The following is a 26282-nucleotide window of genomic DNA, read 5'->3' as shown; positions in this document are numbered from 1 at the left end:
GAAACGTTCTCAATTTGCCGTCGACGGCGTCGTGGCCGTGCCGTCCGTCGTGCCCGTGGTCACGGGCTTGGAGCCGGCAGCGTCCTCGAAGTAGCGGAAGAACTCCGACTGCGGCGACAGGACCAGCGTCGTGTCGGACGAGTTCAGCGAGTTCCGGTAGGCGTTCATCGACCGGTAGAAGTCGAAGAAAGCCGGATCCTGCGAGAAGGCTTCGCCGAAGACGCGGTTGCGTTCCCCGTCGCCCTCACCGCGCAGGATTTCCGAATCGCGCTGGGCGGCCGCGACGAACTCGACGACCTGGCGGTCGGCGATGGCGCGGCGACGCTGGCCTTCCTCGTTACCGCGGGCGCGGATGAGTTCGGCTTCGGCAAGACGTTCGGCCTTCATGCGGTCGTAGGTCTGCTGCGAGACTTCCTGCGTGAGGTCCGTACGGCGGATGCGCACGTCGGAGATGGTGAGGCCGAGGTTCGAGGCGTCGTTCGACAGCTCGCCGCGCACTTCCCGCATCATCGAGGCACGCTCTTCCGAAAGCGCCGATTCAAAGCCGCGCAGACCGTAGACCCGGCGCAGCGCCGCATCGAGGCGGGTACGCAGGCGGGCTTCCGCCGATTCCCGGTCGCCCGACACCGCTTCGCGGAAGCGGCGGGCGTCGGTGATCTTGTAGACCACGAAGGCATCGACCTCGTAGAACTTGCCGCCCGAGACCTGGACGCGAATGTCGTCAAGATCGAAGCGCAGCGCCTGGTCCTGGATGTACTGCACGCTGTCGGCATCCATGAAGCCGAAGGGCAGCTTGAAGTAGAGACCGGGCTCGGACTTGACGTCCTGGATCTGGCCGAAGCGGATGACGATGGCCTGCTGGCGCTCGTTGACGACGAACACCGAGGAATAGGCGATGAAGAGAAGAACGCCGAGGGCGATCAGGATGGATGGGATACGGTTGCCCATTACTGCGTGCCTCCCGCCTGCTGCTGGCCGGTCGCCCGGCCGAGTTCGTTGAGGGGAAGGAAGGGAACCACGCCCTGTCCGTTCTGCTTCTCGTCGATGATGACCTTCTTCGAGCTCTTCATCACGTCTTCCATGGTTTCAAGGAAGAGACGCTTGCGGGTGACGTCGGGGGCCACCTTGTACTGCTCGTAGATGGAGAGGAAGCGGGCCGCCTCACCTTCCGCTTCCTTGACGACGCGGTCCTTGTAGGCCGCCGCCTCTTCGCGGATCTGCGCGGACTGACCGCGGGCAAGACCGAGCTTCTGGTTGGCGTACTGGTTGGCTTCCTCGACGAAGCGGTCCTCGTCCTGCTCGGCGCGCTGCACTTCGTCGAAGGCATCTGCGACTTCGCGCGGCGGGGCCGCATCCTCGATGGCGACGGTGTTGATCGAGATGCCGGCGCCATAGGCGTCCATGGTGGCCTGGATCGTCGTCTTCACGCCCTCGGCAATCGCCTGGCGGTTGTCGCGGAAGATGTCCTGGGCCGGACGGCGGCCGACGACTTCGCGCATGGCGCTTTCGGAAACCTGCTGCAGCGTCTCGGCCGGATACTCGAGGTTGAAGAGGTAGGACTGCGGGTCGGTGACCGAATAGAGCACCGAGAACTGCACGTTGACGATGTTCTGGTCGCCCGTCAGCATCAGGCCGGAGCTGTCGGAATTCGACGATGCCGCGCGGCGGCCGATATTCTGCTGCTGCTCGGTGATCTTGACGAGTTCCACGGTTTCCAGCGGCCAGAGATGGAAGTGCAGGCCGGGCATGGAGACTTCCTGCTTCGGCTTGCCGAAGCGCAGTTCGACGCCGCGCTCGTCCGGCTGGACGGTGTAGATGGCGTTCATCAGCCAGAAGACGCCGATGAGCAGCAGGGCGATGACCACCACGCCACCGTTGAAGCCGCCGGGCATGACGTTCTTGAGCTGGTCCTGGCCGCGCCGGATGATGTCCTCAAGGTCCGGTGGGCCGCCATTGCCGCCGCCGCCGCCGCGGGGGCGGTTCGGTCCCTGCCCCCATGGCCCCTGATTGTTTCCACCGCCGCCGCCGCCCCAAGGGCCGCCGCCGCCATTCTGATTGCTCCAGGGCATCAATACCTCTTTCTTTAAATCCCCACAGGCCGCATTTCGCGGTATGTTTCGCCGCGCAACGCGAAGTGAACCCGTTATAGGTATCCCTCCGGCCGCTTTCAACAAATCCGCGTGATCTTGCAGCCTCGTGCGGCAAAATAGTTCGTGATCAGGGTGATTTAGGCAGGTTTGCGCCGCCAGGTGATGAAGCGCATGGCATGACTGTCCTTCTCGCCCTGCGGGATGGGCTCTTCGACGACCTTCTCGAAGAGATCGGGATCGATCGCGGGAAAGCGCGTGTCGCCCTCGACCGCCGCCTCGACATGGGTGACATGCAGGATGTCCGCCCGATCGAAAGCCTGCGCATAGATCTGCCCCCCGCCGATGACGCAGATCTCGTCGACGCCAAGCGTTTCCGCCTCGCGCCGGGCGACCGCGATGGCCTCGTCCAGCGAGGAGACGACCGTCGCACCGGCGGCGGCAAAGGCGGCATCGCGGGTGATGACGATGTTCGGACGGCCGGGCAGCGGCCTGCCGATCGAATCCCAGGTCTTGCGGCCCATCAGCACCGGCTTGCCGAGCGTCAGCTGCTTGAAGCGCTTCAGGTCCGATGGCAGGCGCCACGGCAGGTCGCCGTCGCGGCCGATGACGCCGTTGTCGGCAACGGCCACGACGAGAACGATCTTGGCTTCGGTCATGGAATGTCCCGGAAATCAGACGGCGATGGGCGCCTTGATGTTTGAATCGGCTTCATAGCCGATCAGGGTGAAGTCCTCGAATTTGAAGGAGAAAAGGTCCTTCACATCGGGGTTGAGCTTCATGAAGGGAAGCGGCTTCGGCTTGCGCGTCAATTGCAGGCGCGCCTGCTCGAAATGGTTGGAGTAGATGTGTGCGTCGCCCAGCGTGTGCACGAAATCGCCCGGCTGCAGCCCTGTCGCCTGCGCCACCATCATGGTCAGGAGCGCATAGGAGGCGATGTTGAAGGGCACACCCAGGAAGATATCCGCCGAACGCTGGTAGAGCTGGCAGGAAAGTTTTCCATCCGCCACATAGAACTGGAACAGGCAGTGGCAGGGCGGCAGCGCCATCTCGTCGACCAGCGCGGGGTTCCAGGCCGAAACGATATGGCGGCGCGAATTTGGGTTGCGCTGGATGCTGTCGAGCACGGCGACGATCTGGTCGAGATGGCGGCCGTCATGGGTCGGCCAGGAGCGCCACTGATAGCCGTAGACGGGGCCGAGTTCGCCCTGCGCATCGGCCCATTCGTCCCAGATGGTGACGCCGTTGTCGTGGAGATAGGCGATGTTCGTGTCGCCCTTCAGGAACCACAGCAGTTCATGGATGATGGAGCGCAGGTGCAGCTTCTTGGTGGTCAGCACCGGGAAACCTTCGGAAAGGTCGAAGCGCATCTGGTAGCCGAAGACGCCGCGCGTGCCAGTGCCCGTCCGGTCTCCCCGGTCGGAGCCGTTTTCCATCACATGGGCGAGAAGGTCGAGATACTGCTGCATGGTCGCCGCCGATTCGTTGTCCAGCGTAATATATTAGAGCGAGAGCGGCGGCGGCCAAAGCATGAAATGGGATTTTCCCGGCTTTCCTCAGGCGAGCGCGCTGAGCTTTCCGAGTTCCTTGGCGGTGAGGTAGTAGAAGGTCACGCGCGACTTCGAGCGATCGTCGGCCATGGCCTTGCAGACGGCTTCGACGGCCTTGTCGGCGGCCTCGCCCGTGATGCCGAACTTCTTGGCGCACCACTTTTCCTTCACGCGGTCGAGTTCGGCCGGGTCGGAGCAGGAGACGAGCGAGGAGTCGCGGTTGCGCAGCGCGATGCCGAGATGGCTCACGATCTTCTTGACGATGGCCTCGTCCGCACCGCTGTCATACTTGCGGACATCTGCGAGATAGTCAGTCATGGTCTCTCCTCTATGGTCACTGGGCCGCCGCCATCATGGGGTCCTGCCGCACGGCAATGTTTTTCACGCCGGGAGGGCAAGTCAAGCACTAATAAATGCCTCGCCCGCCGGGAAAGATGATCTGCCGCATTGGCGGGATTTGCAGCCGCATTTTTGTACTTTCTGAAGGAATACCACGTAAAGGTGTATCCTGCGGTCGACGGTAGAAAGGCCGCGCGCAACGGCGGTAACGGCAGGTGAGACAGACCGAGGACCAATCGCAGCGATTCTGGCTGGCCTACAGCGCAGCCTCCCTGGCCGTGGCCGCGATGGCGTTCGGCTGGGGTGTGTTCTTTGCGTTCCGACAGGCCTGGGCCCTTGTCGCCGTCGATGTCGCCGTCATCTCCGTCGCCCTCATGAGCTTCCTTCTGGCGCACCGGCGCCAGCTTTCGGCGGCCCTGCTCTTCTCGCAGGTCTCCTTTCTGCTCATCATCCTGGTCTTCTGCCTCATCTTCGACGTCCCGAACCTGGCGGCGCCGCGCGTGACGCATCTCTTCCTTCTGGTCCTGGCGCTGCTCGGCTACATCAATTACCAGAGGGAGCGCTCGCGCCTGCAGCTTGCCGTCATCGTCTCGTGCCTCCTCGCCTTCGTGGTCTTCGCCAGCACGCACGCCGCCGCGCCGTTCGCCCAGCCGATCGCCGACGAGTTCCGCACCTTCGGCACCTGGGTCAACGCGATCATCGCCGTCGCCCTCTTGTGCGGCGGCATCTATGTGATGCAATTGAAATTCGCCCTGAACTTCGACCAGGCGCGCGACATCAAGGCGGCCCTCACGAACCGCGAGTTCGAACTGTTCTACCAGCCGCAGGTGGACGAAACCGGCCGCACGACGGGGGCCGAAGCCCTGCTGCGCCGCCGGCGGCCGGGCGGCGGCTATATTTCGCCGGCCGATTTCATTCCCGCCGCAGAACAGGCCGGCCTGATGCCCGTCATCGGCGACTGGGTGCTGAACGAGGCCTGCCGCACCCTTGCCTTCTGGCAGCAGGACGAAGCCACGCGTCACCTGAAACTGTCGGTCAATGTCAGCGTCGACCAGTTCATGAAGGCCGACTTCGTCGACACCATCTTGGCTCGCATCGCGGCGCGCGAACTGGATGCGACCCGTCTCAAGCTGGAGCTTACCGAAAGCATGATGGCGACGGATGTCGACGTCATCGTGGAAAAGATGCGGGCGCTGCGCGCCGCCGGCATCACCATCTCGCTCGACGATTTCGGCACCGGCTACTCCTCGCTCAGCCACCTGCGCCGCCTGCCGATCCATGAGATCAAGATCGACCGCTCCTTCGTGCAGGAAGCCCCCGACAGCAAGCGTAACCGCATCCTGCTGAAGAGCATCTTCGACATTGCGCGCATGCTGGAATTTTCCGTCGTCGCCGAGGGCATCGAGACGAAGGAGCAGTTGCTGCTCCTGCAATCCTTCGGCTGCACCATCTTCCAGGGTTATTATTTCGGCCGCCCCGTTCCCTTAGCCGAATTCCAGAGCCGATCGGCGAACGAGGCTCCGCCGCTTGCCGAAAGCGCCTGAGCGGACAGGCCGAAAAATCCCTGTCACAAAGCCCTTTTCTTGCGCGGCGGGAATGCCTATATGTGAAGTGCTGCTTCGGCAGCTATGGCAATAAACGGGCGGTGTAATAAACCCATTGGACCCGGGGGCGGTACCCGGCGCCTCCACCAAAAACCGGTCATCTTCGGCGGACCGGCTTTTGATGGGGGCGAAATAGGATCGACAAGGGCGTAAAGATCGACTTTTTGCTCGGCATTGTACCACCGTTATCGGGCTAAACTTGTAGTTGCAAACGACAACTATGCGGAAGCTCGTCTCGCTGCTTAATCGCGGTGTGACACTTCACTCAAAGTCCTGACGGGTCGCACCGGCAGGCGGGGTCCGAAGGCACCTGGCAACAGAAGCCTTCACCTTCTCCAATCTCTTGAAATGGTCTATAGCTGTGCCAGATGACTCGTGCCGGAAGGCATGAGATGACCGAAGAATGCCTGAATACAAAGGCAGGAAGAAAGACAGGAACGGATGGCGCAAGACCACATTCGCTACGACATTCTCGCCCAGGACGCGCTGCGCAGCGTCATTCGCAAGGTTCTGTCCGAAGTTGCCGTCACGGGCCATCTGCCCGGCGAGCACCATTTCTTCATCACCTTCCTCACCAATGCTCCGGGCGTGCGCATCTCGCAGCACCTCAAGGCCAAGTACGCCGAGCAGATGACCATCGTCGTCCAGCACCAGTTCTGGGATCTGAAGGTCACCGAGAGCCTGTTCGAGATCGGCCTTTCCTTCTCCGATACGCCGGAAAAGCTCGTCATTCCGTTCAATGCCATCCGCGGCTTCTACGACCCGTCCGTCAGTTTCGAACTGGAATTCGACGTGCCGGCCGCTGAGGAAGAGGACCATTCGGCCGAGATCACGGCCTACCCCGCCGCGACCGAAAAGGCCGAGGACCCCTCCGACGAGCCGACCCCGCCGACCACCGGCGGCGACGACAACAACAAGGGCGGCTCGGTCGTCTCGCTCGATTCCTTCCGCAAGAAGAACTGAGCGCGGCCATGAGCGGCGACGTCGTCAATCTTCGCCAGTTCCGCAAGCAGAAGGTCCGCTCCGACAAGGAGAAGCAGGCCGAGCAGAACCGCATCGCCTTCGGTCGCACGAAGGCGGAGAAGACGCTGACGCGCGCGCTCAACGAGAAAGCGGAAAAGACGCTCGATCAGGGCCGCCTCGAGCGGCCCGACGAGACGAAGGACTGATCCTTCAAGGACTTGCCGGCAGAATCGGATTCGATCTGCCAGCCGCCTCCATCGGTGCCTGAGGATGGCATGATCCGCAAATACTCCACGACACTGCATGGCCACCGCACGAGCTTTTCGCTCGAACCCGCCTTCCATGACGAACTGAAAGCCATAGCCGAGGCCCGCGGCCTGCCGCTGGCCGCGCTCCTGCGCGAGATCGACGATGCCCGCGGCGTCGAGGGCAATCTCTCCTCGGCGCTGCGGCTTCATGTGCTGGACTGGCTGAAACAGAAGGCCCGCTGACGAACGGGCTAATTGACGCCGGGCAAGGTGTTGAAATCCAGGTTTTGCCCGCTGTCGACGGGCGGCAGTTCGCCGCCGCGCTCGACGCCCTCCTCGGGCGACACCGGCAGGCGGCGTTTCTTTGCCTCTTCCGCTGCCCGCTGCTCGGCAAGCCGGCGCGCCTCCTCCTGCGCCTCCATCGTGGCGAGCGCATCATCGGCGGCCTTGCGCTTGGCGCGCTCGGCCTCTTCCGCCGCCGCGCGGGTGGAACGCTCCGCCTCGGCGCGCGCGCGCGCGGCGTCCCGCCGGCGGTGTTCCTCCTCCATCTGCAGCCGCATGGCCTCGGCCTCTGCCGCACGGGCTTCGGCACGCGAACGATAGAGCGCAGCTTCGCGCCGAAGGCGCTGCTTCTCCAGCACATTTGCCTGCAAGGTTTCCACGCGCCGGCGCTCCGTCTCGAAACGGCGGAGCGACAGATAGTTTGCAAGCGGCTGAACGTCGAACGCAAAGCCGGGCGCCTCCACGAGGCCGCGATAGCCGAGCACCACTTCCGGCTCCGCCCCTGCCAGCGCCGCCTCGCCGGCCTTGTAGATGACGGCGAGCCGGCCGGTCATGGTGTCGCCGGCAAGATCGATATCCGCGTCGCCGGAAAGCGCCACCTTGTCGTCCTCCGCCGCCACGCTCTGGACGCGCAGCTTGCCGCCCGCCAGGGCGAAGGGAATGCGCACCGCGCCCAGGGCAGCCTCGCCCTTGAGAACAGCATCGGCCGCAAAGTCCTTCACCCGTTCGGGCGTGATGTCGCCTTCAATCCGGTCCGCCGCGGCGAGGAGCGTCGGCAGCGCGCCCGTATCGAGCCCGCGCACGCGGAAATCGGCTATCCGCGCCTCGCCCGAACCGCTCGCGCCTTCGACCATGGCGCGCACGCTCTTGCCCGATGCGTCGACGGCAAGCGTTACATCCGCCTTGCCGTCGGCAACGGCCGGATTGCCCCAGACGATCCGCGACAGGTCCGCCCCCGAAAGCGCGGCGCGTGCCTCGAAAAGCCCGTTCTCTTCCGCATTGGCGATCTTGAGGCGGCCCGAAACCTTGCCGCCGAGCCAATCGCCCGACATCTCGGTCAGCGTCAGTTCACCGCCCTTCCAGGCGAGATTGCCCTTGAACCCTTCCACCGCGCCATAAAGGCCGGGCCAGAAGGCGCCCGCCTCCAGGGCGACAGTCACGTCGGCCGCATCCTGAATCGGCTGCACCAACGGCGCAGCGTTCAAGCCGCCCTCGACGATATCGGTGACAGGCCCGGCGATCGCTTCGGCGAGGAAGGGGAAGTCGACCGTATCGAAGCGCAATGCGCCCGTGCCTTTCAGCACCGGTGCGGTGCGGTCGAGCGTCAGCGTACCGGAGAAGGCGTTACGGTCGGCCGTGCCGGCAATGTCGCTGATCGCAACGGCAGCGGCACTTGTCGCCACGGACGCCTCCAGCGTCAGCGGCAGGCCGGCGCCGGCCTGCGGCACGGCGATGCCGTTCATCATCAGATAGGGTTCGATATCGTCGCTCTTTGCCGAAAGCGCCAGCGTGCCGGAGAGGAAATCGCCCGCGGCCAGCGCGGCCGTGCCCTTGGCCGAAATCGACGTGCTGCCTGCGTTGAAGGCGGCGGAAACGGTGGCCGCCCCCTCTTCCGGTTGGCTCACGCGAAGCGTGACGCTGCCATCCGGATCGGCGTCGAAGGGCAGAGGGTCGAGCCCGATCTGCCCCGCCAGCACCACGGACTGGGGATTGAAAAGGCTCCCCTCCAGTTCGAAGGCCCCGCCTTGCAGGAGCGCGGCCGGCGAAGCGGCCGACAGCGTCAACTCGACCCGTCCGTCATTGACCGGCCCCTTGAGCGTGACGCTCGCCGGACCGTCGCCCTCGCCCACGCTGGCATGGAGGGAGAGGTCTGCATTGTCGTAGTAGCCGGCATTGGCAACGAACCCGGCAAGCAGCGGATGGGCCGGCAGATGCCGGGCCAGAAGATCCGCCACCGGCCGCATCGCCGCCGCCTTCAGCGTCAGGTCGAGCCCCCCACTCGGCTCCAGCAGCGAGCCGCCGAGCGTGCCGCTGGCCGACAGGGCCGCGCCTTCCAGCGAAGCGACCGTCAGGCGGCTGAGGGTCAGAAGTCCGTCCTTCGCCGAGAGGACGGCATTGACGCCATGGGCCGTCTCGCCGAAGGCCAGTAACTGGTCGACCTTGAGATCGAGCGCGATGGAATGTTCGAGCACGGAGGAAAGCGACGCATCGCCCGCCACGAGACCGACGAGAGCCTGCAGCGATTCCAGCGCCACTTCGTTGCCGCGCAGTTGCAGCGAAAGCGTCGGGGCCGTGCCCGCGCGGGATTCGCGCTCCAGCCGGCCCGTCAGCGCCGCGGCGCCGACCGCCACTTCGAGATTTTCAAAACGCTGCAGATCGTCCGTCAGGTTCACCTGCGCGGAAAAACCCGCCGTCTTCAGCTTGCGGATTTCCGGATCGACGGAGCCGGCAAGCCAGGTCGCGAGCCCCGAGGGCTGGTTGGAGGCGATCAGCAGATCGCCGACAAAGCCGCGGTTTTCCCGCAGCGTCAGCCGTCCCTTGGCCTCCAGCGCGGTGCGGCCGGGCAGCAGCGCATCGGCCCGGTCGATCCGCCAGCCGTCGCCGTCCGGCTTCACGTCCAGCCGGATTTCCCGCACCGTCGTGTCGCCGACCACTACGGCCGGCAGAAAGAGGCTCGCCCGCCCCGGCACCTGCGGAATGGGGATATCGGCGGCGATGGCCAGCAGCGCCTGCAGGCGCTGGCGGGCGGAAACCTGCGGGTTGCGGCCCGTCTTGCCACCTTCGCCGCTATTGCCGATGCGGTTGACATCGATTTGCTGACCGTCGGCAATCAGCAGGAATTCCGGCGCGCGGCCGGTATCCAGCGTCGCCTCGCCCGTCACCACATAGGGATCGTCATGCGGACCGGCTTCCAGCCGGTATTCGGGAATGCGGACCCGCTCGTTGGACAATTCGAACTTGCCGGCGACGCGGATCGGATCGGCCGCCGCCTCACCCTTCGCGCGCGGCTTTTCCGAAACGGTGAAGCCACCCTGATATTGCGGCCGGAAATCGACCACCTTGAGCGCACCGTCGAGATCGGCAGTAAAGGACAGTTTGTCCGGCACGATGCGGGCGCGCAGCGACAGTGCGTCGTTCTCCACCTGTCCGCTGGAAAGCTGGAACGCGCCGCTTTCACCATCGAGCGCCCCCCGCCCCTCGATGCGCCAGGGCCCGCCGAGAGACTTGGCCGAAACCTGCGCATCGAGACCCGTGACATGGCGCGTGCGGCCGGTCTGCTCGTCGACGAAGGCGATTTCGCCGCCGGAAATGGTGACGTTTTCGAGGATGACGGTGCGGGCCGGAATGTCGGACTTGCGGCCCTTCGCCCAGTCCAGCGTGCCGTCCTCGAAAAGCTTGATGCGCGCCTTCGGCTCCTCGATGCGCATGTCGAAGATCAGCGCCTCGCCGGAAAGGAACGGCGCAAGTTCCGCATCCATCGAGAAGCGCGCCACCTCGACCAGCGGCTTGCCGTCCTCGGGCGAGCCGACGCGCACGTCGCTCAACGTCACGGAGGGGAACGGGATCAGGCGGGCGTCGACGCTGCCATGCACGGTGACGGGACGGCCCATGATGCGGCTCGCCTCACGCTCGAAATCCTGCCGGAAGCTGGTCCAGTCGACGAAGAGCGGCGCAAGCAGCGCCACGAAGAGCGCCACGACCACCACGCCGCCGACGAAGAGCATGATCCTAGAAAGCACGCCGCATGCCTCGAATTCCGTTCAATTCCACCAGCATAACGCCTATTGCGCCGGGGCGGCCGAAAAAATCTTGCCGGGGTTCATGATGTTGTCGGGGTCGAGCGCCCGCTTGATCTGCCGCATCAACTCCACCGAGCCGCCGAGTTCGCGCGGCAGGAAGGCCTGCTTGCCCTGGCCGATGCCGTGTTCGCCCGTGCAGGTGCCGTCCATGGCGAGCGCCCTCGCATTGAGCCGTGAGACGAAAGCCTCGACCATGGCGATCTGCGCGGCGTCCTTGTCGTCGAAGACGACGCAGACATGGAAATTGCCGTCGCCGGCATGGCCGACGATGGGCGCGAGCAGGCCGTGTTCCTCGATGTCCTGCTCTGTCGCCGCCACGCAGTCGGCCAGCCGCGAGATCGGCACGCAGACATCCGTGGCAATGGCCTCATAGCCGGGGCGCAACGCCTTCGAGGCCCAGTAGACATTGTGCCGCGCCTTCCAGAGCTTCGCCCGCTCGTCGGCATCCGCACTCCAGCTGAACGCGCCGCCGCCGCAATCCGCGGCAATCGCGCCGAACTCCTCCGACTGCAGCCGCACGCTCTCCTCGTTGCCGTGAAACTCGACGAAGAGCGTCGGCTGCTCCGGCAGGGTGAGGCCGGAATAGGCGTTGCAGGCCTTGATCTGCAGCGTGTTGAGCAATTCGATACGGGCGACAGGAATGCCGAGCTGGATCGTCATGATGACGGCATTGCACGCGTCCTTGAGGCTCGGGAAACCGCAGATGCCGCCGGCGATAACGGCGGGAATCCCCTGGAGGCGCAGCGTGATCGACGTCAGCACGCCGAGCGTGCCCTCGGCGCCGACGAAGAGGCGGGTGAGATCGTAGCCGGCGGAGGATTTGCGCGCGCGATGGGCGGTGCGGATTTCCTCGCCGCCCGCCGTCACGGCCGTCACCGAAAGCACATTGTCCTTCATCGTGCCGTAACGCACGGCATTGGTGCCGGAGGCGCGTGTGGAGGCCATGCCGCCGATCGAGGCATTGGCGCCGGGATCGATCGGGAAGAAAAGGCCGGTGTCACGCAGATAGACGTTCAGCTCTTCGCGGGTGATGCCGGGCTCGACCGTACAGTCGAGATCCTCGGCATTGACCTCCAGCACCCGCTTCATGGTGCTGAAATCGACGGAAATGCCACCCTCGGGCGCATTGACCTGCCCTTCCAGCGACGAGCCCGTGCCGAAGGGAATGACCGGCACCTTCAGCGCGGCGCATGTCTGCACCACGGCCTGAACTTCCGCGGCATTTTCCACGAAGACGACACCGTCGGGCAACTGGGCAGGAATATAGGTCGTGGTATGCGCATGCTGGGCGCGGATCGCCTCGCCGGTCTGGAAGCGCGGGCCGAAACGCTCGGAAAGCTGCGCCAGTGCCTCGGCAATCCCCGTCTCATTGCGCGCGCCGTTCCTGATATCCGCCAATGCCATCGTCGCACCTCACTTCTTGCGAGGTTTACTCAGCAAATTGCCGCCCGGCTGTCCAGCGGCAATTCTGGCAATCACTCCGCCGCCAGCGGCAGGGCCTCGTCTTCGCGCCGCGCCAGGGTCTCGGCATGCTGGAGTTCGGCGGCGAGCCGCTTTTCCTCGTCCGCATGCGGGCTGGTGAAGCGGGCGATGGCGAGATAGGCGACCGGCGTCAGGTAGAGCGTGACGACGGTGGCAAGGCCGAGACCGCCGACCAGCACCCAGCCGAGCGAAATGCGCGCTTCCGCGCCTGCCCCACTCGCCAGCACCAGCGGCACAGCGCCGACGACGGTGGCGATCATCGTCATAAGCACCGGACGCAGGCGGATATTGGCCGCATTCTCGATGGCGCTGCGGATGTCCTGCCCACGGTCGCGAAGCTGGTTGGCGAATTCGACGATGAGGATGCCGTTCTTCGCCATGATGCCGACCAGCAGCACGAGGCCGATCTGGCTGTAGATGTTGAGTGTCGTGCCCGTCACGATCATCGCGAAGACGGCGCAGGCAAGACCGAGCGGCACCGTCACCATGATGATGACCGCGCTGACGAAGCTCTCGAACTGCGCCGCCAGCACCAGAAAGATGATGGCGATGGCGAAGCCGAAGGTGATGAAGAGGCCGCTCGAATTCTCCTGCAGCGTCGCGGCTTCCGCCATCGGCATCAGGCGCGAGCCCTCGGGCAGCAGGGGCGCTGCCATCTCCTGCACCATCTTCAGCGCATCGCCAAGCGCCAGCCCGTCCTTCAGTCCAGCCGAAAGCGACACGGCGCGCAGTTGCTGCTCGCGCGAAAGCTGCGGCGCGACGGCCTTTTCCTCGAGCGTGGCGATGGAGGACATCGGCACGATCTTGCCGTCGCCCGTCTTCAGGAAGATGTTTTCCAGATCCATCGGATCGTTGATCGGCGTCGTGGTGGAGGAGAGTTTGACCGGATAGGCCTGCCCTTCCACATAGATGTCGACGACGCTGGTTCCCTCCAGCATGGCCTGCAGGGCGGCGGAAAGGCCCGTAATGTCGATGCCGAGATCGGCCGCGCGCTCGCGGTCCACGGTCACGGAAAGCTGCGCCTGGTTGGCCTCGTAGTTGAGGCGCACGTTCTGGAAGCGGCCGCTGTCCTCGATCTTGCGCACGAGTTCGGCGGCGGCATTGCCAAGCTTGGTATAGTCGTTGCCGACCAGCGCCACCTGAAGACCGTTGCCCGCGCCGCGAATGCCGAGGCTGTTCGGCTGCATGGCGAAGGTGCGCACCGAGGGAACGGTGGCCACGGCCTTGTTGATGTCCTGCACGATATCCTGCTGCGTGCGGTCACGCTCGCTCCAGGGCGCCAGCGTCAGCACCATGAAGCCGCTGTTGGTCGAACCGCCCTGCCCGGAGATCGAGAAGATGTTGACGATCTCGCCGCTGTCGTAGAGCGGACGCAGCTTGTTTTCCACCAGCTTCATCTGGTCCTGCGCATATTCCAGCGACACGCCCTGCGGCGCGTTCACGCGCAGCATCACCATGGAGCGGTCCTCGCTCGGCGTCAGCTCGGACTTGATGGTGAAGAAGGATGTCGCGCCGGCAGCGGTGAAGAGCACGGCGGCCAGGAAGACGATGACGGGCGCGCCGAGGCAGGCGCTGAGCGTCGAACGGTAGAAGCGCGAGGCCGCCCCGCCGATGCGGGCGAGGATGCCGGTATGTTCGTGCTTCATCTCCTTCGTCAGCAGGCGCGAGGCGAGCATCGGGCAGAGCGTCAGCGCCACGAAGGAGGAGAGCAGCACGGCGAAGGCCAGCACGAAGCCGAACTCGCGGAACAGCCGGCCCGCCTGTCCGGGCAGGAAGGAGAGCGGCACGAAAACGGCGGCAAGCGTCGCCGTGGTCGCGATGACGGCGAAGAACACTTCGAGCGTGCCGAGGATGGCGGCGGCGCGCGGCTTCAGGCCTTCGGCGCGGCGGCGCACGATATTCTCCAGCACCACGATGGCGTCGTCCACCACGAGGCCCGTCGCCAGCACGATGGCGAGTAGCGTGAGGATGTTGACGGAAAAGCCCGCCATGTAGATGGCCGCGATGGTGCCGACCAGCGCGATCGGCATGCTGATCGTCGGGATCAGCGTCGCACGCCAGTCGAGCAGGAAGAGATAGATGACGAGCGTGACGATGAGCACGGCGACAACGAGCGCGATCTCCACCTCATGGATGGCCCCGTCGATGAAGACGGCGTCGTCGCTGGTGATCTTGAGTTGCGTGCCCTCGGGCAGCACGTCGCCGAGCCGCGCCACCATCTGCTTCACACCCTCGGAAATATCGAGCGTGTTGGATTGCGCCTGGCGGACGATGCCGAGGCCGATGCCCTGCCGGCCGTTGGAGCGCAGCGCCGTCGAGCCCTCGTCCGGCCCCAGCGTCACCATGGCGACGTCGCCGAGCCGCACGCGGTTCTTCAGGATCAGGTTCTCGAAGTCGGCGGGCGTCACGAGATCGGCCGTCGCGCGCACCGTGATGTCCTGGCTCTGGCTCTTCAGCGAGCCGGCCGGCACGTCGAAGGCCGCGGTCGCCAGCGCATTGCGCAGGTCCGCGACCGTCAGGCCGCGCGCGGCGAGCTTCGACTGGTCGACATCGACACGGAAGATCTTTTCCTGGTCGCCATAGACGGCGACGTCGGCGACGCCCTCTACGGAGGCCAGCCGGTCGGTGATCTCGTTCTCGGCCAGCAGCGTCAGGTCTTCGAGCGACTGCGTGTCGGAGGTGAGCGCCAGCCGCATGATCGGCTGGCTGTCGGCATCGGCCTTGACGACGCGCGGTTCGTCCGCGCCGTCGGGAATCTGGTTCGCCACGCGGCCGAGCGCGTCGCGCACGTCGTTGGCGGCCTGGTTGACATCCGTCGTGTCGGAGAACTGCAGCGTCACGCGGCTGCGGCCGAAGGAGGACTGGGAGGAAATATCCTTGATGCCCTGGACGCGCGAAACCGCGCCCTCGATGACATCGGTGAGCTCGCGGTCCACCGTCTCCGGCGAGGCGCCGTCGAAATTCGTCGAGACGCTGATGACCGGCTGGTCGACGGAGGGCAGTTCGCGAATTTCCACGCCGTTGAAGGCGGCAAGGCCGGCGACGACGATCAGCGTGTTGAGAACGAGGGCGAAGATCGGACGGCGGATGAAGAGTGCGGTAAAGCCCGCTTTGCCCGTATCGTTGAGCGCGGTCGGTTCCGCCGACATCACGAACCCTCCGTCACGGCCGGCGTCTGCTGCTCGGCGGTACGGACCGCGCCGCCCGGGCGCAGCGTCTGGAGCCCTTCCGTGACGATCTGGTCGCCCTCGGCGAGGTCGGCCTTGACCAGCACCTTGTCGGGATTGCGCTGGACGATATGGACCGGCACGCGCTCGACCTTCTCGCCCTTCACGCGCCAGATATAGGAACCGTCGGTGCTCCACTGCACGGAGAGCGGATCGACGCTCGGATAGAGGTCGCCGGCAAAGCGCATGGTGACCTGGAAGGACATGCCCGCGCGCAGCAGGTCTTCGGGATTGGCGATCTGGGCGCGCACGCGCAGCGTCCGGCTTTCCTGATCGATGCGGTTGTCGATGGCCTGCACCGTGCCGGTGAAGGTTTCGCCCGGCCGGGCGACCGCGGTCGCCGTTACCTCGCCGCCGACGCGCACGCTCGTGGCGAAGCGTTCCGGCACCCAGTAGTCGACGAGGATTTCCGACCGGTCGTCGATGCGCGCAATGGCCGATGAGGTCGTGACATAATCGCCCGGATTGACCGAGATGATGCCCACCACGCCGCCATAGGGCGCGGTGATATCGCGCCGGCGCAGCGCCAGTTCCGCATTCTGCAAGGCCAGCTCCGCCGCCTTCAGCGCGGTCTGGGCGTCCTGAAGATCGGCAAGGCTCATCGAGGAGCGCAGGTTCTCGACCCGCTTCAGCTTCTGCTCGGCGCTTTCGCGGCTGACGCGCGCCTGGTCGGCGGCGATCTTCTGCTCGTCGCTGTCGAGCCGGGCGATCACCTGCCCCTGCTCCACCCTTTCGCCGGACTGGACGAGGACGTCCGTGAGGTTGCCGGTGGAATAGGGCGTCACCGTCACCGTGCGGATCGCCTCGCCGTCGCCGATGGCGTTCAGCCGGTCGTTGACGATGGCCATGGCGACGGGCTTGGTGGAGACCAGCGCCGGGCCGCCGCCGAAGCTACCGCGCCGTCCGCCGCCCTGCCCGTTTTCCGGCTTGCCGCCCTCCGCCCTGCCGTCACCGGCCGGTGCGATGGCGGCGACGAGCGTGTCCGGCAGGCCCGCGGCCTCCAGCATGTCGTTCGCCCCGGGCACGAAGCGTCCCCAAAGCAGGACCCCGGCCGAAATGACGCCAAGGCTGATGAGGAGCTGTTTCCAAACCCGCATGCACTCTCTCTCCGATGGAAGCGAACTGTCGCGATACGCCACGCGACATAGAACAAGTATCCCGCTTTGCAAATGAACCGGCAATGAAAGAATCCGATCATTACGGAAATGTAAGATTGGCGGGCCGTCTTGTTACCGAAATGTAAGAAAACGTGGAGAAATCTTCTCGCTCCGCCCGCTCTGCGAGCATGGTCGTGACTGGACCCTCCCGCCGCTTGTGATAGCGTTTTCATCGGCCGGAAGGCCGCACCTTATTTCAGTATTCTTTCATCAACGCATTGACCGAGAGGGGAAAACCATGTGTGACGCCTGCGTCATCGAGACCGTCAAGAACCGCATGCTGTCGCGGCGGAGCTTCTTCCGCGCCGCCGCCGGTGCTGCCACCGTTGCCGCCGCCAGTTCCGGCGCGTTGAGCCCGGCGCTTGCCCAGGTACCGACGAAGGTCACGGACCTTACCCATGAACTCCATGAGGACTTCCCGACCTTCTTCGGCCAGCAGCAGTTCTGGCGCGAGCAGAAGTTCAACTACAAGGAACACAAGTTCAATCTCTTCGAGCTGCGCGTCAACGAGCACACCGGCACCCATCTCGACGCGCCGCTGCATTTTTCCGAGGACGGCAAGTCGGTCGCCGAAATCCCGGTCGAAGATCTCGTCGTGCCGCTGGCCGTCGTCGATATCCGCGCCAAGGCCGATGCCGATCCGGATGCGCAGCTGACGCCCGACGACATCAAGGCCTGGATCGCCGCTAATGGTGACCTGCCGGAAAAGGCCTGCGTGGCGCTGCTGTCCGGCTGGGGCAAACATCTCGGCACCGAAAAATTCAGGAATGCCGACGCCGAGGGCAAGCTGCATTTCCCCGGCTTCCATGTCGAAGCCGTGCACTATCTCGCGGAAAATTCCAGCGCCGTCGGGATTGCCGTCGATACGCTTTCGCTCGATCACGGCCCCTCGCCGGACTTCGCCACGCACTATGCCTGGCTCTCTTCCGGTCACTGGGGGCTTGAAGGCGCCGCCAATCTGGACCAGCTTCCGGCAAAGGGCGCAACGCTTTTCGTCGGCGCGCCCAAGGTGCGCGGCGGCACGGGCGGTCCTTCCCGCGTCTTCGCGCTGGTCTGAACCATGCCGGCCGGCGGCACGCCGCCGGCCCTTTCCGGAGAAAGCCATGAGCACCGTCAAACCCGCCGAAGATCTTGAAGCCGATCCCCGCGTCAGGGCGGTGTTCGACGATATCCGCACCACGCGCAAATCCGATTTCGTCAACAATATGTGGCGCTATCTCGCCTTCGACCCTGCCTTGCTGGAGCGCACATGGGCCGAGGTGAAGGCGGTGATGGCGACGCCCTCGACGCTCGATCCGCTCGTCAAGGAGATGCTCTACATCGCCGTCTCGGTCACGAACGGCTGCAGTTACTGCGTTCATTCCCACACCGCCGCCGCGAAGGCGAAGGGCATGACGGACGCGCAATATGCCGAGCTGCTCGCCATCGTTTCCCTTGCCGGCAAGACCAACCAGCTTGCCACCGCGCTGCAGGTGCCCGTGGACGGCGTCTTCGACGCGGACCGCGCAAAGGCCTGAACGGCGGCACTTTCCACAATCTTTCGGCCAATGTGTTGTCCGGCGGAATAAAAGCAGAACGGAAAACTGGCCTTTCGGGACCGAATCACTACATTGAGCCGCATGACCAGCGGTTACGACGACATTCCCTTCTTCGATGAGGACCCGCAGCTCGGCGGCAAGCCGGCAGCCCCCGCCAAGCCGGCCGGCGGCATCGCCGCCCGCGCCATGGCGGCCCGCGACGCGCATCGTGCGCCCGACTATCTCTCCGGCCTCAATCCCGAACAGCGCGAGGCGGTGGAGACCGTCGACGGCCCCGTTCTGGTGCTTGCGGGCGCCGGCACCGGCAAGACGCGCGTGCTCACCACCCGTATCGCCCATATCCTCGCCACCGGCCGGGCCTTTCCCAGCCAGCTTCTCGCGGTGACCTTCACCAACAAGGCCGCGCGCGAGATGAAGGAACGTATCGGCCTTCTCGTCGGCGGCGCCGTCGAGGGCATGCCGTGGCTCGGCACCTTCCATTCCATCGGCGTCAAGCTGCTGCGCCGCCATGCCGAACTCGTCGGCCTGCGCTCGGACTTTTCCATCCTCGATACCGACGACGTCGTGCGCCTCATCAAGCAGATCCTTCAGGCCGAAGGCATCGACGACAAACGCTGGCCGGCCAAGCAGTTCGCCGGCATGATCGACACCTGGAAGAACAAGGGCCTCGATCCGGCGCAGATCCCCGAAGGCGACGCGCGCGCCTTCGCCAATGGCAAGGGCCGCGAACTCTACGTCGCCTACCAGAACCGCCTGAAGGCGCTGAATGCCTGCGACTTCGGCGATCTCCTGCTGCATCCGATCCGCATCTTCCGCGCCAATGCGGATGTGCTGGCCGACTACCACCAGAAATTCCGCTACATCCTCGTCGACGAGTACCAGGACACCAACACCGCCCAGTACATGTGGCTGCGCCTGCTCGCCCAGCGCCCGAAGGGCACGCCGCAGAACGTCTGCTGCGTCGGCGACGACGACCAGTCGATCTACGGCTGGCGCGGCGCGGAGGTGGACAACATCCTGCGCTTCGAGAAGGATTTTCCCGGCGCCAAGGTCGTCAAACTTGAGCGCAACTACCGCTCCACCGCCCATATTCTCGGCGCGGCCGGCCACCTCATCGCCCATAACGAGGACCGCCTCGGCAAGACGCTCTTCACCGACCGGATGGATCCGGACGACGACAAGGTCGTCGTGCACGCCGCCTGGGACTCGGAGGAAGAGGCCCGCGCCGTCGGGGAAAAGATCGAGCAGCTCCAGCGCAAGCAGCACAAGCTGAACGACATGGCGATCCTCGTGCGCGCCTCCTTCCAGATGCGCGAGTTCGAAGACCGCTTCGTCACGCTCGGCCTCAATTACCGCGTCATCGGCGGCCCGCGCTTCTACGAGCGCCTCGAAATCCGCGATGCGCTCGCCTACTTCCGTCTCGTCAGCCAGCCCGCCGACGACCTCGCCTTTGAGCGCATCGTCAACACGCCGAAGCGCGGCCTCGGCGATACGACGATCCGCAACCTGCACGACTATGCCCGCGCCCGCGATATCCCGATGCTGCAGGCCGCGGCAGACATCATCGAGACCGACGAGCTGAAGCCGAAGGCGCGCAAGGCGCTGTTCGATGTGGTCACCGATTTCCGCCGATGGCAGTCGCTGCTGGAGACGATGGCGCATACCGAGCTCGCCGAGCAGATCCTCGACGAGAGCGGCTATACCGCCATGTGGCAGGCTGACAAGTCGGCCGAAGCGCCCGGGCGGCTGGAAAACCTGAAGGAACTCATCCGCTCGATGGACGCGTTCGAGTCCATGCGCGGTTTCCTGGAGCACGTCTCGCTGGTCATGGATGCCGAGCAGAACGAGAATCTCGACGCTGTCTCGATCATGACGCTGCATTCGGCCAAGGGCCTCGAATTCGAGACCGTCTTCCTGCCCGGCTGGGAGGAAGGCCTCTTCCCGCACCAGCGCGCGCTCGACGAAGGCGGCCGCGCCGGCCTCGAGGAGGAACGCCGCCTCGCCTATGTCGGCATCACCCGCGCCAAGCGCCGCTGTCATATCTGGTTCGTCTCGAACCGCCGAATTCATGGCCTGTGGCAGTCCACCCTGCCCTCGCGCTTCCTCGACGAATTGCCCGAAAGCCATGTGGAAATCGCCGAAGTGGAACAGTCCTATGGCGGCTACGGCCGGGGCGGCTATGGCCAGTCCCGCTTCGACAAGCAGGAGCCGTTCCAGAACGCCTATTCGACGCCCGGCTGGCGGCGCGCACAGGCAAACCGCACCGACGCCACGCGCGACAACTGGGGCTCGCGCTCCGGCCACGCCGTCGAGCGCATCGGTTACGGCGAAAGCGGCCCGCGTGCCCGCACCATCGAAGGGGAACTCGTCGCCAAGTCGACCATGAGCGAACCGTCGAAATTTGCGATCGGCGACCGCGTCTTCCATATGAAATTCGGCAATGGCAACGTCGCCGCGATCGAAGGCAACAAGCTGACGATCGACTTCGACCGCGCCGGCCAGAAGCGCGTGCTGGACGGCTTCGTCAACCCCGTGTGACGAACAGCGTCATCTCGGTATGACGGAACCCGTCAACCCGGCATGACGGGGCGCGGAGCGCCCCGCGGGTACGCCGTCACGATGCCCGGCGCATTGCCCCGAGGCGGGCGGCACGCTCTTCCGGCGTCCAGATTTCGCTACCGTCACGGCGAAGGGCCCGGCGGTTGAGCTGGAAGCGGTTCACGAGGTCGGACAGGATCGCCGCACCGTCGGCGAGCGACTGGCTGGTGGCCGCGGTGTGTTCGACCATCGCGGCGTTTTCCTGGGTGATGCGGTCGACATCGCTGACGGCGGAGCTGATCTCCTCGAGACCGCTCGCCTGTTCGGCAGCGGATGTCGCGATGGCATCGACATTGTGGTCGATCTCGGTGACGAAGGTTTCGATCTCCTGCAAGGCCCGCCCGGTCTCGCCGACGAGACGCACGCCCTCATGGACCTCCGCGCTGGAATTGGTGATCAGCGTCTTGATCTCCCGGGCCGCCTTGGCCGAGCGTTGTGCGAGTTCCCGCACCTCCTGCGCCACCACCGCAAAGCCCCTGCCCGCCTCGCCGGCGCGAGCGGCCTCGACGCCGGCATTGAGCGCCAGAAGATTGGTCTGGAAGGCGATCTCGTCGATGACGCCGATGATCTGGCTGATCTCGCTCGATGCGGCCTCGATGCGCTGCATGGCGCTGACCGTTTCGTTGACCACGCCGGCCGAGGTGTTGGCGGAGGCGCGCGCCTCCTGCACCAGCTTGCGCGTCTCGCGCGTGCGCTCGGTCGAAGACCGCACGGCGACCGTCGCCTCCGTCAGCGCCGCGGCGGTCTCTTCCAGCGAAACGGCCTGCTGGCGGGTCCGCTCGGAAAGATCGGCGGCGGCCTTACGCATGTCCTGCCCGCTGCGGTTCAGCACATAGGTCTGGTCGAGCACCTTCGAAAGCGTTTCCTGGAAGGCGCCGATGGACTCGTTGAAGTCGCGCCGCAGCGGTTCGAATTCCGCGACGAAGGGCTGGTCGATGGTCATGCGGATGTTGCATTCGGCAAGCCGGCCGAGACCGGCGCCGATCTCCTCGATGGAGCGCACGCGCTCGGTCACGTCGGTGGCGAACTTCACCACCTTGAAGACCTTGCCGTTCGCATCGAGGATCGGATTGTAGGATGCCTGGATATGGATCTTGTCGCCGCCCTTGGTAAAGCGCGTGAACTGGTCGGACGCGAAATGCCCGTCGGCAAGCCGCTTCCAGAAATCCTTGTAGTCGGGGCTGGCCACATAGTCCGGCGCGCAGAACATGGCGTGGTGGCGGCCGGCGATTTCCGGCAGCGTGTAGCCGAGCGCCGACAGGAAGTTCTCGTTGGCCGTCAGGATCTCGCCCTGCGGCGTGAACTCGATGATCGCCTGCGCGCGGCCGAGCGCCTTGAGCTTGCCATCGTCCTCCAGCGCCTTGCGCTTCAGCTCGGTAATGTCGGTGGCGAACTTGACGACCTTGTATGGCTTGCCGCCGCGGAAGACCGGATTGTAGGACGCCTCGATCCAGATTTCCCGTCCGCCCTTGGCGATGCGCTTGTACTGGCGCCGGTCGAAATTGCCTTCGGCAAGGCCGGCCCAGAACGCGGCATAGTCGGGAGAACGCGCCTCTTCCGGTTCGACGAACATGCGGTGATGCTGGCCGACGATTTCTGAAAGCGCGTAGCCGACGGCCTTGAGGAAATTCTCGTTGGCTGTGAGAATCCGACCGGTCAGGTCGAATTCGATGATCGCCTGCGAGCGGTTCATCGCCGCGAGCACGGCGCGCGCATCCATTCCGAAATCAAAAGCAGCCACGAGGGATCCCCACCATGATGCCGGTTTGCAACCGGCCACAATCTGATGGAGCAAGAATTGACCTAAAATTCTTAGCTTTTGATAAACCAAATGCGCTTCGGCGAAATTATCGTCGAAGCGCAGGCCAAATCCGCAGGCGAAGCCCCCAATGCAAAACCGGCGCCTTTCGGCGCCGGTTTGCTTTCGATCTCGCTATCAGGCGCCGGCCTTGCGGTAGAGCGCGGCAAGCTGCGTGCGGGAAGACGGCAGTTCCGGAACCACGACCAGCATGGTGACATGGCCACGCTTGAAGGCATTGAGGAACGGCTCGTAGTTCTGGAAGGCGACGCAGCCATGCGAGCCCTTCTGGCCGCGCAGAAGGTTGGTATGGGTCAGGAGGCCCGTGCGGTTCTTCGGATCACGCCCGTCGACCGAGAGCATGCGGATCGCCTCGACGCCATGGAAGCGACGTTCGCGCATCCGGAGGCGATAGATGCCGGCAGGCGTCGGGCCCGTCATCTTGATGTGCTCGTAGTTCGGGTTGTCGCGCATCTTGCCGATGCCGGAATGGGCGCGCAGCTTGGTGCCGTCGGGCATGTAGACCGTTGCGTTGGACACGTCGTAGATCGCGACCCGCGTGCCCTTGCCCGGCCAGCCGGTGCTGCCGCCCTTGCTCTTGAAGAGATCGCCGAAGAGCGAGCGCTCCGGCTTGGCGAAGGCGACGTCCTCGTCCTTCTTCTCCTTCGTCTCCTCACGCTTGGTGCGGGCGACGGGCTTTTCTTCCACCGGCTTCCGCTCGATGGTCACGGTTTCCAGCGCGGGCTTGGCCTCGGGCAGCGGGATATCGCTGAGCAGCAGGTCCTCGTCCTCGGTCTCCGGCTTTGCCATGACGAGGCCGAAAGGCTGGATGTCCTTGCGGGCGGAGGTGTCGTTGGGAAGCAGCGCGGTGACGAGCGTCGGCTCACCGTTGATCTTCTTTTCTTCCTCCACCGAGCGCTCGGCGCGGGCGAAGGCGGCTTCCAGCATCATGGCCTTGGCCTTTTCGCGCTTGGCGGCGGAGGCGAGCTGGATGGAAATCTTGCGCTGATGCGAAATCTTGATCGCATCCGCCGTCAGCTGCTTCTGGCGGACCTCGCTCTCCGAGGGCTGCGAAAGGCGCGAGAACTTCGCGACCTTGATCGTGCGCTCGGCCGGGTTCTTTTCCAGAGCGGCGGGGTTGAGGGCCAGCGATGCGGCCATGCTCTTGCGGCCCTGCGAGAGCGAGGAGGCCGCATCCTGCATCGCGCCGAGCGTCGAGACGACGGCCCAGGCGGATCCGGCGATGACGCCGCAGGCAAGCAGAGCGCTGAGAAGGATACCCCCGGACCGACCCCGACGGGATTTCGACGCGGAACGCGCGGAGTTGTATACAGACGCCATGATACTCGATACCCGATACTCGTTACTCGACGCGGCCGCGGAAAAAAAGCTCCGAAAGCCGATACGCTGGCGGCAGGCGGGACGAGACGTCCCGGCTCTCTGCCGAACGAGCAAAGAATGACGAAATATGGTAAGCAATTCCTAAACGGCGCCTCATGTTTTTGAAGGAGTCCGCCGGGCGGTCCTCGGCGCCCGGCAAGGCGTGCCTTTCATGAAAATGCGGCGCTCGCGTGTCCGGAAGGCCCGGACTCCCTAGAATTGGGGATGCCGGCCCAGCCAGTCCGTCGCCTTTTCATAGGCTGCGGCCGCAGAAAGCACGTCGCGGTCGGCGCGCGCAGGGCCGATGATCTGGATGCCTGCCGGCATTCCGGTCGGCCCGAAACCGGCCGGCATTGCGGCGACGGGAAGGCCGGCCAGCGTCGGACCGATCACCACCTCCATCCAGCGATGGTAGGTATCCATGGTCCGCCCGGCGATCTCCTTCGGCCAGTCGAGTTCGGCGGCGAAGGGGAAGACCTGCGCGGAAGGCAGGATGAGAAAATCGTAGCGCTCGAAGAGGCCGGCGACATGGCGCTGCCAGTCGCTGCGGCCGAGCGAGGCGGCATAGATGTCGGTTGCTAGAAGCTCGCGGCCGTTCTCGATCTCCCAGATCATCTCCGGCTTCATGCGCGCCCGGCGCACGGGATCGGCATAGTCGGCCGCCTGCCCGTTGGCGACGAGGAAGTGACGCAGCGTGCGCCAGACCTGCCAGAGCCGCGTCATGTCGAAGCCCGGCGGCACCGTTTCCACCGTGCAGCCGAGCCGGCGGAAGACATCGAGCGAGGCCTCGCACAGCTCCAGCACGCCGGGCTCGAAGGGAAGATAGCCGCCGAGATCGCCCAGCCAGCCGATGCGCGCACCGGAAAGGTCGCGGCTGCCATCGAGGGCAAGGTCCTCGTCGGCGAGCGACAGCGGGTCGCGCGGGTCGTGGCCGGCCTGCGTCGACAGCAGTGCGGCGACATCCGCGACACTGCGCCCCATCGGACCGTTGACGGCAAGCTGGCCCAGGAAGAGCTCGTTGCCGAGCCCCGGCACGCGGCCGAAGGACGGTCGGAAACCGATGACGTTGTTGAAGCCGGCCGGGTTGCGCAGCGACCCCATCATGTCGCTGCCGTCGGCGACCGGCAACAGCCGCGCCGCAAGCCCCGCCGCCGCACCGCCGGAGGATCCGCCGGCGCTCTTCGTCGTGTCGTAGGGATTGCGGGTGACGCCGAAGACCGGGTTGTAGCTGTGCGAGCCGAGGCCCATTTCCGGCGCATTGGTCTTGCCGATGATGATGGCGCCCGCCGCACGGATGCGCTCGACATGGATGTCGTCATAGTCGGGCACGAAATCCGCATAATTGGCCGAGCCGAACGAGCAGAGGATGCCCTTGGCCTCGGACAGGTCCTTCACGGCAAAGGGCATGCCGTGCAGCCAGCCGCGGTAGTCGCCTGCCGCCAGCGCCCGGTCGGCCGCCTCCGCCTCCGCCAGCAGGTCCTCGGCGGGCCGGAGACTGACGATGGCGTTGAGCCGCGGATTGATCGCCTCGATCCGCGACAGATAGGCCGCCATGACGCTTCGGCAGTCGAGCCGGCGTTCGGCAATGGCGCTGGAAAGGGCAAGGGCGGAAAGGTCGGTGATGTCCTGCAAGGTCGGCTCCGGCAATCGTCTGTTGCAAGAGCTAGCAGGGGAATGGAAGGAGCGCCAGCCCGGCCCGGCCCGGCCCGCCCCAACCCAACCCAACCCCAACGCGGTCTAACCGAGTTGGGCGCCCTGGCGGAAGGCGAGTGCGAAAAGCCCGACGGCGGCGAGCGAACCGAAGGTGCGTACGTGGTTCCACACCGTCCAGACGTCGAGATAGCGCTGCCAGAGGGCGGCCTGCTCGGCGCTACCCGCCGGGGCGGCGGCAAGCGCATCGTTGAGCGGCACATTGACGACAACAGTGACGCCGATGACCGCGACGAGGAAGACGATGCCGCCGATCGCCGCCATCAGCCCGCCGGCTCCGCCCTGCAGGAAGCCGAGCACGGCCAGCACCAGCGAAAGCAGCGCAGCGCCGAAGAAGGCGGCGAAGAACAGGGGGTTCTGGATGACGACATTGATGGCGTTCATCGCCGCCGCGCCCTCCGCCGGCGACAACCGGGCCAGCGCGGCCATGATGCAGACGGAGAAGATGAAGAAGAGGCCCGCATTCAGCGCGGCCGCGAGAATGGCGAGGAAGGTCAGGATGGGGAAAGCGCTTGCCAT

General features: G+C 65.2%; 20 protein-coding genes and 1 other RNA gene. 8 read left to right on the top strand and 13 right to left on the bottom strand.

The window, feature by feature from the left end:
• Window positions 1–9: 9 nt before the first annotated feature.
• From hflC to V8U06_RS01860, 5 genes are all read right to left on the bottom strand, one after another.
• The gene (hflC, locus tag V8U06_RS01880) at window positions 10–948 is read right to left on the bottom strand and encodes a protease modulator HflC (RefSeq protein ID WP_427139269.1); all 939 of its coding nucleotides are present in this window, start codon (window positions 946–948) and stop codon (window positions 10–12) included.
• Window positions 948–2069: an FtsH protease activity modulator HflK gene (gene hflK / locus V8U06_RS01875; RefSeq protein WP_427139268.1), complete on the bottom strand. Its 1122-nt coding sequence runs from the start codon at window positions 2067–2069 to the stop codon at window positions 948–950. The genes hflC and hflK overlap by 1 nt, the downstream gene beginning before the upstream one ends.
• A gap of 158 nt (window positions 2070–2227) precedes the next feature.
• The gene (locus tag V8U06_RS01870) at window positions 2228–2746 is read right to left on the bottom strand and encodes a dihydrofolate reductase (protein WP_427139267.1); all 519 of its coding nucleotides are present in this window, start codon (window positions 2744–2746) and stop codon (window positions 2228–2230) included.
• Between the two features lie 15 nt (window positions 2747–2761).
• Complete coding sequence (locus V8U06_RS01865) at window positions 2762–3556, bottom strand: thymidylate synthase (RefSeq protein ID WP_427139266.1); 795 nt, start codon at window positions 3554–3556, stop codon at window positions 2762–2764.
• A gap of 87 nt (window positions 3557–3643) precedes the next feature.
• Entirely contained in the window at window positions 3644–3955 is a 312-nt protein-coding gene (locus V8U06_RS01860) for a DUF2853 family protein (protein WP_226918585.1), read from the bottom strand.
• 236 nt (window positions 3956–4191) lie between these two features.
• On the opposite strand from V8U06_RS01860, the gene V8U06_RS01855 reads away from it, so the two are divergent.
• From V8U06_RS01855 to V8U06_RS01835, 5 genes are all read left to right on the top strand, one after another.
• Window positions 4192–5520: a putative bifunctional diguanylate cyclase/phosphodiesterase gene (locus V8U06_RS01855; RefSeq protein WP_427139265.1), complete on the top strand. Its 1329-nt coding sequence runs from the start codon at window positions 4192–4194 to the stop codon at window positions 5518–5520.
• Window positions 5521–5550: 30 nt separating this feature from the next.
• Window positions 5551–5911: a transfer-messenger RNA gene (ssrA, locus tag V8U06_RS01850) on the top strand.
• 110 nt (window positions 5912–6021) lie between these two features.
• Entirely contained in the window at window positions 6022–6543 is a 522-nt protein-coding gene (locus V8U06_RS01845) for an SspB family protein (RefSeq protein WP_427139264.1), read from the top strand.
• Window positions 6544–6551: 8 nt separating this feature from the next.
• Window positions 6552–6749 (top strand): DUF4169 family protein, encoded by a 198-nt coding sequence (locus tag V8U06_RS01840; RefSeq protein ID WP_226918582.1) that lies wholly within the window; start codon window positions 6552–6554, stop codon window positions 6747–6749.
• A gap of 69 nt (window positions 6750–6818) precedes the next feature.
• On the top strand, window positions 6819–7034 hold the full coding sequence (locus tag V8U06_RS01835; protein WP_427139263.1) for a ribbon-helix-helix domain-containing protein: 216 nt from the start codon (window positions 6819–6821) through the stop codon (window positions 7032–7034).
• An 8-nt stretch (window positions 7035–7042) separates the two neighbouring features.
• Here the strand turns inward: V8U06_RS01835 and V8U06_RS01830 are convergent, their stop codons facing one another.
• From V8U06_RS01830 to V8U06_RS01815, 4 genes are all read right to left on the bottom strand, one after another.
• Entirely contained in the window at window positions 7043–10813 is a 3771-nt protein-coding gene (locus tag V8U06_RS01830) for an AsmA family protein (protein ID WP_427139262.1), read from the bottom strand.
• A 42-nt stretch (window positions 10814–10855) separates the two neighbouring features.
• Entirely contained in the window at window positions 10856–12277 is a 1422-nt protein-coding gene (locus V8U06_RS01825; RefSeq protein WP_427139261.1) for an FAD-binding oxidoreductase, read from the bottom strand.
• A 71-nt stretch (window positions 12278–12348) separates the two neighbouring features.
• Window positions 12349–15504 carry an efflux RND transporter permease subunit gene (locus tag V8U06_RS01820; RefSeq protein WP_427139260.1) on the bottom strand — a complete coding sequence of 1052 codons (3156 nt, stop codon included), beginning with the start codon at window positions 15502–15504 and terminating at the stop codon, window positions 12349–12351.
• A complete protein-coding gene (locus V8U06_RS01815; protein WP_427139259.1) occupies window positions 15504–16679 on the bottom strand; it encodes an efflux RND transporter periplasmic adaptor subunit in 1176 nt (391 codons plus the stop codon). Before V8U06_RS01815 ends, V8U06_RS01820 begins: the two co-directional genes overlap by 1 nt.
• A gap of 298 nt (window positions 16680–16977) precedes the next feature.
• On the opposite strand from V8U06_RS01815, the gene V8U06_RS01810 reads away from it, so the two are divergent.
• The 3 genes from V8U06_RS01810 (at window position 16978) to V8U06_RS01800 (ending at window position 20815) form a co-directional block, all read left to right on the top strand.
• Window positions 16978–17796: a cyclase family protein gene (locus V8U06_RS01810; protein WP_427139258.1), complete on the top strand. Its 819-nt coding sequence runs from the start codon at window positions 16978–16980 to the stop codon at window positions 17794–17796.
• 46 nt (window positions 17797–17842) lie between these two features.
• Window positions 17843–18256 carry a carboxymuconolactone decarboxylase family protein gene (locus tag V8U06_RS01805; protein ID WP_427139257.1) on the top strand — a complete coding sequence of 138 codons (414 nt, stop codon included), beginning with the start codon at window positions 17843–17845 and terminating at the stop codon, window positions 18254–18256.
• Between the two features lie 102 nt (window positions 18257–18358).
• Complete coding sequence (locus V8U06_RS01800; RefSeq protein ID WP_427139256.1) at window positions 18359–20815, top strand: ATP-dependent helicase; 2457 nt, start codon at window positions 18359–18361, stop codon at window positions 20813–20815.
• Between the two features lie 76 nt (window positions 20816–20891).
• Here the strand turns inward: V8U06_RS01800 and V8U06_RS01795 are convergent, their stop codons facing one another.
• The 4 genes from V8U06_RS01795 to V8U06_RS01780 form a co-directional block, all read right to left on the bottom strand.
• Window positions 20892–22595: a methyl-accepting chemotaxis protein gene (locus V8U06_RS01795; protein WP_427139565.1), complete on the bottom strand. Its 1704-nt coding sequence runs from the start codon at window positions 22593–22595 to the stop codon at window positions 20892–20894.
• 216 nt (window positions 22596–22811) lie between these two features.
• Window positions 22812–24014, bottom strand: a complete 1203-nt coding sequence (locus V8U06_RS01790; protein ID WP_427139255.1) for a DUF2778 domain-containing protein — start codon at window positions 24012–24014, stop codon at window positions 22812–22814.
• Between the two features lie 252 nt (window positions 24015–24266).
• Window positions 24267–25685: an amidase gene (locus V8U06_RS01785; protein WP_427139254.1), complete on the bottom strand. Its 1419-nt coding sequence runs from the start codon at window positions 25683–25685 to the stop codon at window positions 24267–24269.
• 105 nt (window positions 25686–25790) lie between these two features.
• Window positions 25791–26282, bottom strand: a complete 492-nt coding sequence (locus V8U06_RS01780; protein ID WP_427139253.1) for an anthrone oxygenase family protein — start codon at window positions 26280–26282, stop codon at window positions 25791–25793.

The organism is Shinella sp. G-2 (assembly GCF_050172695.1).
Lineage (GTDB): Bacteria > Pseudomonadota > Alphaproteobacteria > Rhizobiales > Rhizobiaceae > Shinella.
Note: the sequence above shows the minus strand (reverse complement) of the source record. Positions and strands in the feature narration are given on the sequence as shown.

Coding starts and splice junctions, on each gene's coding strand:
- hflC (WP_427139269.1), bottom strand. CDS start 948: ATGGGCAACCGTATCCCATCCATCCTGATCGCCCTCGGCGTTCTTCTC.
- hflK (WP_427139268.1), bottom strand. CDS start 2,069: ATGCCCTGGAGCAATCAGAATGGCGGCGGCGGCCCTTGGGGCGGCGGC.
- V8U06_RS01870 (WP_427139267.1), bottom strand. CDS start 2,746: ATGACCGAAGCCAAGATCGTTCTCGTCGTGGCCGTTGCCGACAACGGC.
- V8U06_RS01865 (WP_427139266.1), bottom strand. CDS start 3,556: ATGCAGCAGTATCTCGACCTTCTCGCCCATGTGATGGAAAACGGCTCC.
- V8U06_RS01860 (WP_226918585.1), bottom strand. CDS start 3,955: ATGACTGACTATCTCGCAGATGTCCGCAAGTATGACAGCGGTGCGGAC.
- V8U06_RS01845 (WP_427139264.1), top strand. CDS start 6,022: ATGGCGCAAGACCACATTCGCTACGACATTCTCGCCCAGGACGCGCTG.
- V8U06_RS01840 (WP_226918582.1), top strand. CDS start 6,552: ATGAGCGGCGACGTCGTCAATCTTCGCCAGTTCCGCAAGCAGAAGGTC.
- V8U06_RS01835 (WP_427139263.1), top strand. CDS start 6,819: ATGATCCGCAAATACTCCACGACACTGCATGGCCACCGCACGAGCTTT.
- V8U06_RS01825 (WP_427139261.1), bottom strand. CDS start 12,277: ATGGCATTGGCGGATATCAGGAACGGCGCGCGCAATGAGACGGGGATT.
- V8U06_RS01820 (WP_427139260.1), bottom strand. CDS start 15,504: ATGTCGGCGGAACCGACCGCGCTCAACGATACGGGCAAAGCGGGCTTT.
- V8U06_RS01815 (WP_427139259.1), bottom strand. CDS start 16,679: ATGCGGGTTTGGAAACAGCTCCTCATCAGCCTTGGCGTCATTTCGGCC.
- V8U06_RS01810 (WP_427139258.1), top strand. CDS start 16,978: ATGTGTGACGCCTGCGTCATCGAGACCGTCAAGAACCGCATGCTGTCG.
- V8U06_RS01805 (WP_427139257.1), top strand. CDS start 17,843: ATGAGCACCGTCAAACCCGCCGAAGATCTTGAAGCCGATCCCCGCGTC.
- V8U06_RS01800 (WP_427139256.1), top strand. CDS start 18,359: ATGACCAGCGGTTACGACGACATTCCCTTCTTCGATGAGGACCCGCAG.
- V8U06_RS01795 (WP_427139565.1), bottom strand. CDS start 22,595: ATGGATGCGCGCGCCGTGCTCGCGGCGATGAACCGCTCGCAGGCGATC.
- V8U06_RS01790 (WP_427139255.1), bottom strand. CDS start 24,014: ATGGCGTCTGTATACAACTCCGCGCGTTCCGCGTCGAAATCCCGTCGG.
- V8U06_RS01780 (WP_427139253.1), bottom strand. CDS start 26,282: ATGGCAAGCGCTTTCCCCATCCTGACCTTCCTCGCCATTCTCGCGGCC.